Origin of the sequence: Tenacibaculum profundi (assembly GCF_052050075.1) — a bacterium.
Classification (GTDB): domain Bacteria; phylum Bacteroidota; class Bacteroidia; order Flavobacteriales; family Flavobacteriaceae; genus Polaribacter.
Genome location: NZ_CP197225.1, coordinates 560,752 through 573,399, shown reverse-complemented (window position 1 = coordinate 573,399; position 12,648 = coordinate 560,752). Strand labels below are relative to the sequence as shown.

The 12,648-nt window shown below is 29.7% G+C and carries 13 protein-coding genes; all 13 read left to right on the top strand.

What is annotated here, in order from left to right:
• Positions 1–136 precede the first annotated feature (136 nt).
• The 13 genes from ACSIGE_RS02215 (at position 137) to ACSIGE_RS02155 (ending at position 12,626) form a co-directional block, all read left to right on the top strand.
• Positions 137–856, top strand: a complete 720-nt coding sequence (locus ACSIGE_RS02215; RefSeq protein ID WP_440881167.1) for a suppressor of fused domain protein — start codon at positions 137–139, stop codon at positions 854–856.
• Positions 857–1,056: 200 nt separating this feature from the next.
• Positions 1,057–1,338, top strand: a complete 282-nt coding sequence (locus ACSIGE_RS02210) for a hypothetical protein (protein WP_440881166.1) — start codon at positions 1,057–1,059, stop codon at positions 1,336–1,338.
• Positions 1,339–1,522: 184 nt separating this feature from the next.
• On the top strand, positions 1,523–2,341 hold the full coding sequence (locus tag ACSIGE_RS02205; RefSeq protein ID WP_440881165.1) for a hypothetical protein: 819 nt from the start codon (positions 1,523–1,525) through the stop codon (positions 2,339–2,341).
• Positions 2,342–2,405: 64 nt separating this feature from the next.
• The gene (locus ACSIGE_RS02200) at positions 2,406–3,314 is read left to right on the top strand and encodes a hypothetical protein (RefSeq protein WP_440881164.1); all 909 of its coding nucleotides are present in this window, start codon (positions 2,406–2,408) and stop codon (positions 3,312–3,314) included.
• 124 nt (positions 3,315–3,438) lie between these two features.
• A complete protein-coding gene (locus tag ACSIGE_RS02195; protein WP_440881163.1) occupies positions 3,439–4,020 on the top strand; it encodes a DUF3885 domain-containing protein in 582 nt (193 codons plus the stop codon).
• A gap of 194 nt (positions 4,021–4,214) precedes the next feature.
• The gene (locus tag ACSIGE_RS02190) at positions 4,215–4,820 is read left to right on the top strand and encodes a hypothetical protein (RefSeq protein WP_440881162.1); all 606 of its coding nucleotides are present in this window, start codon (positions 4,215–4,217) and stop codon (positions 4,818–4,820) included.
• Positions 4,821–5,285: 465 nt separating this feature from the next.
• Positions 5,286–5,840: a hypothetical protein gene (locus ACSIGE_RS02185; RefSeq protein WP_440881161.1), complete on the top strand. Its 555-nt coding sequence runs from the start codon at positions 5,286–5,288 to the stop codon at positions 5,838–5,840.
• A 233-nt stretch (positions 5,841–6,073) separates the two neighbouring features.
• Positions 6,074–6,568: a lipocalin family protein gene (locus ACSIGE_RS02180; RefSeq protein WP_440881160.1), complete on the top strand. Its 495-nt coding sequence runs from the start codon at positions 6,074–6,076 to the stop codon at positions 6,566–6,568.
• A 273-nt stretch (positions 6,569–6,841) separates the two neighbouring features.
• Positions 6,842–8,209 (top strand): hypothetical protein, encoded by a 1,368-nt coding sequence (locus ACSIGE_RS02175; RefSeq protein WP_440881159.1) that lies wholly within the window; start codon positions 6,842–6,844, stop codon positions 8,207–8,209.
• Positions 8,210–8,635: 426 nt separating this feature from the next.
• Entirely contained in the window at positions 8,636–9,700 is a 1,065-nt protein-coding gene (locus tag ACSIGE_RS02170; protein WP_440881158.1) for a right-handed parallel beta-helix repeat-containing protein, read from the top strand.
• A gap of 253 nt (positions 9,701–9,953) precedes the next feature.
• On the top strand, positions 9,954–11,369 hold the full coding sequence (locus ACSIGE_RS02165; RefSeq protein ID WP_440881157.1) for a serine hydrolase domain-containing protein: 1,416 nt from the start codon (positions 9,954–9,956) through the stop codon (positions 11,367–11,369).
• Positions 11,370–11,525: 156 nt separating this feature from the next.
• The gene (locus tag ACSIGE_RS02160; RefSeq protein ID WP_440881156.1) at positions 11,526–12,134 is read left to right on the top strand and encodes a hypothetical protein; all 609 of its coding nucleotides are present in this window, start codon (positions 11,526–11,528) and stop codon (positions 12,132–12,134) included.
• An 87-nt stretch (positions 12,135–12,221) separates the two neighbouring features.
• Positions 12,222–12,626 carry a hypothetical protein gene (locus ACSIGE_RS02155; RefSeq protein ID WP_440881155.1) on the top strand — a complete coding sequence of 135 codons (405 nt, stop codon included), beginning with the start codon at positions 12,222–12,224 and terminating at the stop codon, positions 12,624–12,626.
• Positions 12,627–12,648 lie beyond the last annotated feature (22 nt).

Sequence of the window (12,648 nt, the reverse complement as noted above, 5' to 3'; positions counted from 1 at the left end):
TGCTCTAAAGCCCATAAACACTACAAATAATTCCTTTTTTGACTTGAGTTTTTATTTGTTTATTAATAGTTTCGTCTTTGTAAAAGAAATATACGCAATTGTGTATATCCGCTAGTTAGCATTAATATAAAATACAATGGAAAAATCGGAATCAGGCTCGCCAATATATAGATATGATGACTCTGGAAAAAAAGAATTTGAAGGAGCTTCTGGAGAACCATCAATTGAAGAAATTTCAAACCATATCGAAAAACATATTGGAGAAATTCATATGGTGTTTCACGAGTTGGTTTCAGAACAAGTGCATATTGATGTTCATTGGGTAAAGCCTACAGAGGAAAGACCATTTCATACATTGATTACATCTGGTATGAGCGATAAACCAATGAATACACCCGAGGGTATTGAAGACTGTGATTTTGCGGAATTAAGTATTTGTTTGCCAAAAGATTGGAAAATCTCTGATGAAGATTTTAAAGATGAACGTAATTATTGGCCCATAAGATGGCTTAAATACCTCGCTAGATTTCCACATGAATACAATACTTGGTTTGGTTATGGGCATACAATACCAAATGGCGATCCTGCTGAGTCATTTTCGGACAACACTAGATTAAATACAATGATATTATTGCCAACGATTGTATTCGGAGAAGAATTTCGAACACTTAATATTAAAGGCAAATCAATTGATTTCTATACACTTATTCCGCTTTACACCGAAGAAGTAAACCTGAAAATGACGAAAGGTGTAGAAGCCCTATTTGACGGTTTTGACAAAATCGGTGTAAACGATATTGTGAATCTTGACAGACCAAATACAGCCAGAAAAAAGAAACGATTTGGTCTATTTTAAATAAAAAACTACCGCCAACACCACCTAAACTGCATTAAAAGGCAGTTTACACGAAACGTTTAAAACCAAATTTACAGAATGTCAATATACCTAGACTAATATGAAAAGTTTTATTTTACTTTTATTTTTTTTATACTATCCATTCTTTTTCTCAAGAAGAAGCTCAGGATACTTTGTTTATCAAATATGATAGAAACTTATTGACAAGACATTTAGATGATGATAATTCCAGATATTATTATTTAATTAAAGGGACAGGACATAGAGAAGGTTCTGTTTATTTTGATGAGCTAAGAATACATAAAGGATTATCACCAAAGAAAATCTTGTCTTTAAAAGAGGTTCTAATAAATTCTGATGCATATTATGAAAAAGATAAATTAGATGATTCGAGATTGACAGGGTACTTTTGGAAATATGTGGTTATTTTTGTTAAAGGAGACGATTTTATCCATGTTAGTGAAGTTTATGAAATAGAGTAAAAAAAAGTCAATAAAATAATACACGTACTACCAAGCACCTTTTAGGGTGTTTTTTTATGCCTAAAATTTAGTGAAACTGGTTATCAAAATATTGCTATGTGTAAATATTTGTAAACGTTTATATTTGCAACCGAAATATACACAATTGTGTATATCCGCTAGTTGGCTATAACTTAAAATAAATATGAAAAAGGTATTATTTCTATTAACCATTGCAATTTCAACAAATGTTTTTTCCCAAAGTAATAAGTTCTCTGATTTTCTTATTACAAAGAGTAAAGATACAATCTTTGGTAACTTTAATTTTGTAGAATCAAAATTTTATGACTTTGACAAAAAATCATATGTAATTGATTCAACAATAGTAAAGTTGTATTATCAAGGATTAATTTATGAAAGTTTAACTGTTTCTCCTAAAAGTTTTAATTCTCTTGAAAATGACAGTTTAACAAGATTGAACGGTAAAGATTATCTTCCTTTTCTTAATCCAGTTTTAATTGATAAAACCCATCTTTTTTTCAATAAAATTGATAAGATATCTAGACAAGATTACGCTTTAAGTATAAATGGAGATACAATTAAAGGAGTTATTCGATCTCGTAATGATGTTGCTAAATTCAAATTTGTAAATAAAAAACTAAAAATAAAACCAAAATTTATTAAATACTTTAGAAAAGACGGCTTTGATTATTTTTATAAAAAGAAAAGGAAAGTAACTCCTTTTGATAAAGGGAAAGCTTATCTTAAGTTGATTTATAATGGAAATGTAAAATTATACGAATACAAAAGAATTAATAATCAACCTTACGTATTTGGTGACGTTGAAAAAGATTATTATTTAGAAATTAGCGAAAATATATATTTAATTCCTAGATATAGATTTACCAAATTCCTTATTGATAAATTCCCTGATAAAAAAGAAGTTATAGCTGGATTGAGTAGGTTAAATCTAGGTGTTAATAATATTTTTCAGACAATACGTTTTATCGATAATGAGCAATAGTAACTATAGCCAACAACACCTAAACTGCATTAAAACGCAGCTTAGCCAAACCGTTGGGCATAATTTGACAAAATTTATATACATATTAACAATTTTCTTACTCTTTAACTGTAGAAATTACACTAAAAACGAAATAAATATTAATTCTGAATTTTATGAATTAATAGTTCCTGAAAATCATAAAGAATTATTAATTCTATTTCCAGGTTTTGGAGAAAATAATAAAGGAATTAAAAACGAATCAAATTTAATTAAAAGTGCTTTAGATGAAAAAATTTCCGTCTTAATTATTAAAACAAATAGAAATTTATTCCTGAATAAATTAGAAAAAGAAAAAATCGCAAAACTTGTTTGGGAAATAATAAACAAAAATAACATTCACGGAAACGAAATTTATATTGGTGGATTTTCAGCGGGTGGAAATCTCGCTTTACAATTGGGAAAATATCTGACTTTTTATAAAAATGGAGAATTTAATCCAAAAGGAATTTTTGTTGTGGATTCTCCAGTAGATTTAATACAATTATATAAAAACTGTAAACAGGAAGTTGAAAAAAATAATTCTATTCTTGTTAATGAATCTACTTTCGTGTTAAATTATTTAAATCAAAAAATAGGAAAACCGAAAGAAAATTTAGAAGAATATAAAATATTTTCGCCATATTTAGATTCTTTAAAATATATTGAAAATGTTAAATTTAAAGAAACAGAATTGGTGTTTTATACAGAACCAGCCTTGGAATTTAATAGAACTATTTATAAAAGAGGTTTTGAGGAAACAAATAGTTTTCAATTAAAAAATTTACATAAAGAATTAAAAGAAAATGGATTTAAAACATCATACATAGAAACCAAAAATAAAGGTTACCGAAAAAATGGAAAAAGAAACCCACATTCTTGGTCAATAATAAATGAAAGAGAAATTTTAGAATGGATAAAGAAAAAAACTATGCCTAACACCGTGTATGATTAATTGCTTTGGCAAGTGATTATTTGGAAAATTTCTTCGGAATTTTCTATTGTTTGTATTTGTTTACTAATTTAGTTGCTTAACCACGTAACTAACCATATACAAAACGTTGTAGCACATAAAAAAAATGACTGAAAGCGAATTCATAAATTATTGGAATAAGGAATATCCAGAATCTTTTCCAATCAATCACGAATTGAAATGGGTATATAATGATAGATGGTTTAGAATTCATAGCCTACCAGAATCAAAACGTTATGCCGAATCTTCGGAAGAATACAAAATCATACTTGACCGACAAAATCAATTGATTAATGACCTGATTGGGGAAGAATCAGAAATAGCAATTTCTTTTGGACTTTACACCAACGACATAACCAATGACAATTACAAAGAATTCACTGGCTTTGGAGATTTCCTGAAAGTCATGACCATTGACTTACACAAGGAAAGACCTGAAGAATATGAAGATGAAATGTACTTTGACATTTATGTCAAAACTGAAAATTGGAAAAACGGAAATAGAGATGAAATTCTAAAGGCAATTGCAGATGACGAAATAAGAGCTATGTTTGTCTGTCAGACTAAGAAATGTGTCATTGCGCCTTATGATGGTGGAGTTGATGTAATTGTTGACTCGACTGAAAAAAGAGATAGTCTAAAGAAGAAGTATAGCGATTGGCTTTCTGACCGAGAAGATGGAATGTGAAAAAAATAAAAACATGCTACAACACCCTCTAAACTGCATTAAAAGGCAGTTTACACGAAACGTTTAAAACACACCCACCCCAAAACACCTTTTAGGGTGTTTTTTTATGCCTAAATTTTAGTGAAAAAGGTGATCAAAATATTGCTAGGTGTAAATATTTGTAAACGTTTATATTTGCAACCGAAATATACACAATGAAGACTATGGTCGATAAACGCACACTATTTCTTGATACAAACCTTCGTTGCGGTGGCTTCTATGAGCTATGTATACAAGTTTGTCCAAGTGTAGAACCAAAGCCTATTTACAAATATGACAACTATATTTGGAGTCTTCCAAATGTTGAGGGACCTTATGACCATAATTTCAATCAAATAGCTTTAGAAGAAAAACCATGGATGGAGTATCAAGGTATCCTAAATCTCGAAAATTATTCAATTCCATTCAAAACAATCAACATTAAAGAAGACGAGCCAATTGAAACAGGTTTTAATTGGTTTGACATATGCTTTTATACACAAGCAATAGAACAAGTATTTGGACGAGAATATAATAATACATGGGAAGATATTCCAAAACCTCCCAAATTATTAAAAGGTTTTCTTCTAGAGACTGTATCGAACTTATATAAAGAATATAGTTTTGAACTAGGACTAATTGGTTTTGAAGTTTCAGGACAATACTACTTAGACGACTTAAAGAAGAAACTATCAAAAATGTATTTCACTGAGTTTTTTGTTGGAAAAGAAAAACTGAAGAGTGTTTTACCCGAAAACAAAAAGGAGATTAATGTAATTTAAAAAGTGTATTACACTGTATATAGCAAATAGGGCATTCAGAGGTTAACGAAATTCAGTACTATTTACCAACACCGCCAAATCGTGGATTTGGCTTTTTAAAAGAGAAAAATTAAAAACAGAATATAAAAATTCGGCTCTGTGTTAAATCGAAAATGTAGTGTCTTTTTGCAAGCTACCTTTCATAAACAAGTCCGTTAAAAAGAATACCCACCACAAGACACCTTTTAGGGTGTTTTTTTATGCCTAAAATTTAGTGAAACTGGTTGTCAAAATATTGCTAGGTGTAAATATTTGTAAACGTTCAGTTTAAATAAAAAAGTTGTTCTAAAGCCCATAAACACTACAAATAATTCCTTTTTTGACTTGAGTTTTTATTTGTTTATTAATAGTTTCGTCTTTATAAAAGAAATATGCGCAATTGTGTATATCCGCTAGTTGTACAACATTTACAAAAAACGAAAACCAATGAAAAAAAACTTACTGAATTTACTATCTATATTAATAATTACAGTAACCTACGCTCAAGAAAATAAAATTACAACAGAAAAAATATGGAGAGTGAATTTTTTAAACCCAGGTATTGAATTAGAATTACCAACTGGAACGTACTCAACATTTTCTGCTGGACTTGGAATTGGTTATGGTGGCGGATATCCTGATTTGACTTTTGCGGGAAATGGATTTACTTATATAATAAGTCCTTTTTTAGATGTTCAAGAAAAATGGTTTTATAATCTAAATAAACGAAATAGCAAAAACAGAACGATCGAAAATAATTCTGGAAATTTTGTTTCATTAAGACTTATATCACGAGGGAATTCAATCGCTGAAAATGTATATAGGACTTCTGACTTTGACTTTGCAATTGGACCAACTTGGGGAATTCAAAGAAAATACGGAAAGAATTTTCACTTACTTTTTGACGTTGGGCCTCAATACTATTTCGATACTTATGGAAATGGAAATATTTGGCCAATAATGTTACAATTGAATTTAGGGTTTGACTTTAAAAAGAAATAAAAACATGCTACAACACCCTCTAAACTGCATTAAAAGGCAGTTTACACGAAACGTTTAAAACACACCCACCACAAAACACCTTTTAGGGTGTTTTTTTATGCCTAAATTTTAGTGAAAAAGGTGATCAAAATATTGCTAGTTGTAAATATTTGTAAACGTTTATATTTGCAATCGAAATATACACAATTGTGTATATCCGCTAGTTACAAATAATTTGAATCAAATTTAATACTATGAAAAAACTGAATTTGTTGATTGGATTTTTAATCGGGCTCATTATTTTATCTTGCTCGAAAGAGGACGAATCTGGAAATCAAGACCCAATAATTGGAAATTGGAAACTTAAATCCGTAAAAAGACTCGATTTAGATGAAGTCCTAATATCGGAAAAATCACTTTCTGAATGTGAAGAAAGAAGTGCTATGAGATTTTCTTCTAATCAGGATTATACTTTCTCACGATTTAATGAAGACCCAAACGGAGGGTGTTACGACTTAGTTCAATCGATTTCCAATGGAATTTGGTCCTATAGTTCAACAAACGGTTATCAAATATCTGGTATGGCAATTTTTGAGAATTCAATTGTTTATTTAAATCAAAGATATGACGAAATGATTTTGTCAAATAATAATAAGCTTTTGACTCTCCGAAAAGAAAATCGAGTTAGTGATGGCGCAGGTAATCTAATTGACGTGTCAATATTTATCCAAGAATATTCAAAAGAGTAAAACTATTTGTAACATTGTATAAAAATAATAGCGGTTTAATTGCTAAAAGGAAAGTTAGTAAATATAAAAATGGTCTGTGTTTGACTGAAAGTTATTGCATTTTAATCCGCTACTATTCTTATACTAGACGTTATAAGCCAAAAAAGAAAACAAATTAAAAACAATTATAAATTTAAATTATTATGAAATCGCTATGAAAAATACTTCTTTCTAAAAGAAATGCTTATTCAAGCGGTTTAATCTGATAATTAAAAAACAATAAAAATAAAATAGATGAAAACAACAATCAAAATTGCTGTCATTGCTATGATGGGAATGAGTTTGGGGGGTAATGCACAAAATAAAATAGAATCTTTAGGAGATGTAGGTATAGGAACAGCGACGCCAAAGGGGACACTTCACATTTCATCATCAATTACATCAAAAAATTCGACACAAAATTTTGATGCTAATTTAATAATTGAAGGTAAAAGCAATACTAGAACAACAAATCAAGGAGCTTCCATAGGTTTTGTAGTACCTGCAAATACGGATGGAACAAACCCTTGGCAACAAGGTAGAATTTTAGTTTCTCCTGATAATGGAAATACTACAAACGCAAGTGGCAGAATGCATCTTCAAACTCGATATTTAGATAATGAAGCGTGGGCGTGGAAATGGAGAGATAATATTGTTTTGAGGTCTTCGGGAAATGTTGGAATCGGAACAACAAGTCCAAGTGCCAAATTAGATGTGAATGGAGATGTTTTGTTTAATTCATTCTCAAGAGGTAACGAAAACGGAATATTCTTTAGAGAGAATTTTGTGAATTCAAATAAATACAATTTATCTATTCTAACTTATGACCATAATGGTAACGCATCCGATGGTTTAAGTCTAAATGCCTACGATGGTATAAGTTTTTCTACAGGTTCTAACTCAAGAAACGAAAGAATGAGGATTTCTCAAAATGGTAATGTAGGAATTGGAACAACAAGTCCTAGAGCTAAGCAACATTTATTTACTGGTAATTCAAACGGTATTAAAGACCTTTATGTCACTTCGATAATTGAAGGGATGGATGCGAGACTTCAATTAATGTCAAGTAACGCAGGTAGCAATGGTTCTTCTATTTCTCTAACAAATGAAAGTTCTTCTTGGACTTTACATCAAAAAACTGCGTCATTAGGTAATAGATTCGATATTGGCTATAGAATTTCGTCAGAGTCCGAGGATATTACTGCAAGACAAAATATTTATTTTTCAATTTTAAAGGATGGAAATATAGGGATTGGTACAACAAATACAAAGGGATTTAAATTAGGAGTTAACGGAAAAGTTGCCGCTACAGAAGTGAAAGTTGCAACTTATTCAAACTGGTCGGATTTTGTTTTCTACGAAGATTATGAGCTGCCAACACTAAAAGAAGTAGAAAACCATATCAAAGCAAAAGGACATTTAAAAGATATTCCAAGTGCTAAAGAGGTAGAACAAAATGGGTTCTTTTTAGGTGAGATGGATTCTAAGTTATTGCAAAAAATTGAGGAATTAACTTTGTATACCATTGAGCAGGAAAAGAAAATTAAAAAATTAGAAAAACAACAGAAAGAGATTGATGAATTAAAAGCTTTAGTTCAGAAATTATTAAAAGATAAAAACTAAGCGTAACGGCTTATAACACGGTATATAAAAAATAGCAGTTTAGAGCTAAAATTAAAGTTCGTTCTTTTCTGCTATTTTCGTATTTAAATTGAAAAGCACGGAATTTTATTCTACTACTTTTCATATACAAGTCCGTTAAAAATACACCCACCACAAAACACCTTTTAGGGTGTTTTTTTATGCCTAAATTTTAGTAAATGAATTATAAATAGTAGGTTCTCCGATATCTAAAAAATGGAAAATTTATTTGACATAATTGTGGTAAGTTTAGTTGTTTGTTTTATTTATAGTGTTTATTTTCAGTAACATACATTTGTTTTTTTTGAAAAAATGTATATTTGTCATGTATCTCTTTGTATATAATAAATGGTGGGATAATAGAGAGATATTCCTTTATCTAACATAGCAAATTTTAAATAATAGAATATGAAAAAAATTAATATTTGGTTAGCGACCTTATTAGTAATATTGGTAAGTTGTGATAACAATGACAATATCGAGTCAAAAACTTTACATCTCGACGACCTAAACTCGGATCGGTTAAGTAAATTTCGAAACCATAAAAATATTGCGCCAAAGACTTTTTATCTTGAGAGCTCAAATTTAGATCAAACTATTAAATTTCAACATTTAGTTGATCAGATGAATGAATTCGATAAACTTATTTTGAGAGCGGGACCTCATTATATTTCAGGTACTGTTATGATCAACAAGCCAAATTTAACCATTATAGGAGAAAATTTATCAACTATCAGAAAGTCTGGGCATTTTTCATGTATTGATATAAATGAAAGTGCAAATAAAACAACAATTGATAATGTAGATATTGATGGCGGAGGTTTTATTAATGGAGATGCAAATAAACCTAGAAAAGAACCCTGTATGAGAATTTTTAGTAATGAGAATTATATAGTTAATTCAAAGTTTCATAACAGTGGAGATAATTCAGGTTTATTATTACACGGTAGTCATCTTAATCTGATTGAAGGTTGTAAATTTTATTACAACTACATGGTTGGTCTTTCTCAATGGTACTCCAGTGACAATGAGATAAAATATTGTCAAATGTATGAAAATGGTGCTGAGGGAATTACCATAGATGGATTTTCACATAATAGTACTATTCATCATTGTTGGATTCATAAAAATAACCTACCTAAAAGAGGTGTTGGTGGAATTGGTATAGATGCTTCGAATGGAGCACAAATATTTAATAATACCATTGATTTTAATGGGTTAGATGGGATAAAGTTTCAAAACAATCTTTGTGGTGGGTGTGATGGGGTAACCATATATAACAACTTAAATATTAGTAATAATGAAAGGGCTGCAATAGGAAAGAGATTTAATAATCAACAAATATCAAATTTAGGAATATATAACAATGTTACGCATGGAAATCCTCTAGGTGCTGAGTTTACTTATAATAGTAGCTTTGCTGGTGAGGAAAATAAGGTTTGTAAACAATTTAATATTTATGGGATTAATTAACTTTTGCTAAAAACAATTATCCTTTAGTAACTTTTAAGATGAAAAAAATAAATAAAAAAAGTCTTTTAAGGTCTTTTTTTTATCCAAGTCAATCTTACCACAAGACACCTTTTAGGGTGTTTTTTTATGCCTAAAATTTAATGAAACTGGTTGTCAAAATATTGCTAGGTATAAATATTTGTAAACGTTTATATTTGCAACCGAAATATACACAATTGTGTATATCCGCTAGTTATCTCTTATTTGGAAAAAAATGAAACAATACAAATTAAACATCTTATTTCTGATACTTCTCTTTTCTTTTGATTGTATCGCTCAAAATCAAATTGTTGGAGTATCTGGTGATTCAGGAATTAGTGTTAGCGGTAAAAAAATAGCAGAAATTTTAAGCTTCTATCCTGAAGACCAGCCAGGAGGAACCTTTATTGCAACAATTAATGGTGAGATAATTGCTTCAGCGGCACTGGGTAAAAGCAATCTTGAGTTAGATGTTGATATGAAAATGAATAATGTTTTCAACATAGCATCAGTTACCAAACCTTTCACAGCAGTGTCCATATTTACTCTTATTGAAAAGGGGAAAATTGGTTTGGATGATAAAGTTTTAAAATTTATTCCCGACTTTCCAGAAGAAGGAAAAGACATTACTATTGGTCACCTACTATCACATAGTTCTGGTATGGAATACAAAAATGATGAAAAGGAGCGAGATGATTTTAAGAGAGCTATTAAAATGAAACGGAGTAACGATTCCGTTTCAGTGGTTAAGTATTTTACAAAAGAGAAATTTGATACAGAACCGGGAAATAATCATAATTATAATAATGTAGCATATCAACTACTAGGATACATAATTGAAATAGTAAGTGGAAAATCATACGAAGATTATTTAAAAGAAACTTTTTTTGAGCCTCTTAATATGAAAAACACCGTATTAGAGAGTTCTATAAAAGTCATAAATAATCGAGCTACGGGCTATGATTCTTTTAATGGCAAAGATTATCAAATAAGGAAAATAGACAGTGATGATTCCTATTTTTATTCAGCGGGTGGACTAATGTCAACGGTTGAGGACTTGTCAATTTGGTATACCGCTTTAATGAATTACAAAATAATAAGCGAGACTAATCTTAAAAAGTTGATTACACCAATTACATACAATGATGGGACATATGGAGCAAATGGCTATGGCGTATTTACGGGGAATTTGAACGGAAACAACTTTGTTTTACACGATGGATTAGGTTGGGGCTATGGTTCTATTATTTTATATTTCCCAAAACAGAAACTTTTCATTGCTCATTTGAGAAATTGTGGTTATTGCAAATATGATATCGGACAATTTTACAATGCTCCAATAAGAATTGCCGCAATTCTATTGGATTCTGAATATTCAAAAGATTATAATCAGAACGCGCCTTTAAAGAAATATATCGGCACTTTTACTTCGACTTTATCACAAGAAGATAAGATTATAATAGAAAAAGAAAATAAACTCTTTATAAACAATAGTAGATTTGGTTTGCTACAATTAAATCTTATTAGTGAGAATACTTTCTTTGTTGAACGAACTAATGAAACTTTAGTCTTTAATAAGATTGATAAAAATAATGTAGAGTTGATTTCTAATAGAGGAATTCCAATTGTTTTCAAAAAAGCAGAGAAGTAAAACAAGAGATAACACGGTGTATAAGTAATAGCGGTTTAAGTACTAAAACGAGAGATAAAACATAAATCAAAGGTCGGTGTTATCTGACAGTTTAGTGGCTTGAAATCTGCTACTGCTCATACACGAGACCGTTAAGTTAACTTTAATAACAGAAAAATGGCTGAAAGAATTGGTAAGTTCTTATGGAAAAATAACTTTTCAACTTTTTCGCTCTCATATCAGAGAGGTAAATCAGAATATTTTCATACTTTTCATTTAACTATAAAAATTATTCTTGTACTTGGGGTCTTTATTTATTTTGAAATGTATAATTTTTCCGATTTTGGAGATTTAATTTTAATAATCCTTTTTACTTTCCTATTCTTTATTTTTATCTCGCAACTCCTTAGTCTTTATATAAGACCAACTAATAAGATCATAGAATATATCAGATCTCAAGACATCTTCATCATAAGAAAAGATTATTTTAAGTATAAGGTTTTAAAAACCAACGAGATAGATGTTTTTATAATTGATTGTATGAAGGAACATGTAGCCGGAGGTAATGGTCATAAAATGGTATACAGGTATATGTGTGTAGCTTATTGTAAAGATATTTATGGTAATAAACATGAAATGTTTGTTGTAAATCCAATAGGTATAACTCAAAAATTTGAAGATGAGATAACGTATGAATTAACGAGAACTAGTAAGATGATATGTGATAAAATTAGTTTTATACTTGATATTAAAACGGAGTTCAATAAATTTGATCTCAAGTACTAAAGTTAACACCCTCTAAACTGCATTAAAACGCAGTTTAGCCAAAACGTTGTAGTGCATTAAGAAAACTGATAAATTGAATCTGTAATTGTGATTGTATTTGAAATCATAGGAGAAATTTTAGTCCGAATATTCGTTGAGATTATTTTCGAAGGGATAATTGTAGGAATTTATCGGTTATTTAAAAGAGCAATTGAATTCATTCGAATAAGAGTATTTGGGTTTCAACCGAAACCAATTACACCGAAAAAAGCACTCGAAAATAAATTACTTTATAAAAGGATTGAGTTGACCGAAAATCTGAATTCTGTTCTGAAAGCAGGACAAATCGGAGCAATCTTAGAAATTATCAACAAGGAAAAGGTTTTTGCTGAATTCTATGACGAGAAAGGAAATCAAATTGAGATTAATGGTGACTTAGTATTTAAAGTTGGAATTAATCAATTGAGACTGATAAATAAAAAACGCACTACAACAACACCTAAACAGAATTAAAACGTAGCTTAGCCAACACGTT

Excerpts from the sequence above, each read along its gene's own strand:
- ACSIGE_RS02215 (WP_440881167.1), top strand. The coding sequence starts at position 137 with ATGGAAAAATCGGAATCAGGCTCGCCAATATATAGATATGATGACTCT.
- ACSIGE_RS02205 (WP_440881165.1), top strand. The coding sequence starts at position 1,523 with ATGAAAAAGGTATTATTTCTATTAACCATTGCAATTTCAACAAATGTT.
- ACSIGE_RS02195 (WP_440881163.1), top strand. The coding sequence starts at position 3,439 with ATGACTGAAAGCGAATTCATAAATTATTGGAATAAGGAATATCCAGAA.
- ACSIGE_RS02190 (WP_440881162.1), top strand. The coding sequence starts at position 4,215 with ATGAAGACTATGGTCGATAAACGCACACTATTTCTTGATACAAACCTT.
- ACSIGE_RS02185 (WP_440881161.1), top strand. The coding sequence starts at position 5,286 with ATGAAAAAAAACTTACTGAATTTACTATCTATATTAATAATTACAGTA.
- ACSIGE_RS02180 (WP_440881160.1), top strand. The coding sequence starts at position 6,074 with ATGAAAAAACTGAATTTGTTGATTGGATTTTTAATCGGGCTCATTATT.
- ACSIGE_RS02175 (WP_440881159.1), top strand. The coding sequence starts at position 6,842 with ATGAAAACAACAATCAAAATTGCTGTCATTGCTATGATGGGAATGAGT.
- ACSIGE_RS02170 (WP_440881158.1), top strand. The coding sequence starts at position 8,636 with ATGAAAAAAATTAATATTTGGTTAGCGACCTTATTAGTAATATTGGTA.
- ACSIGE_RS02165 (WP_440881157.1), top strand. The coding sequence starts at position 9,954 with ATGAAACAATACAAATTAAACATCTTATTTCTGATACTTCTCTTTTCT.
- ACSIGE_RS02160 (WP_440881156.1), top strand. The coding sequence starts at position 11,526 with ATGGCTGAAAGAATTGGTAAGTTCTTATGGAAAAATAACTTTTCAACT.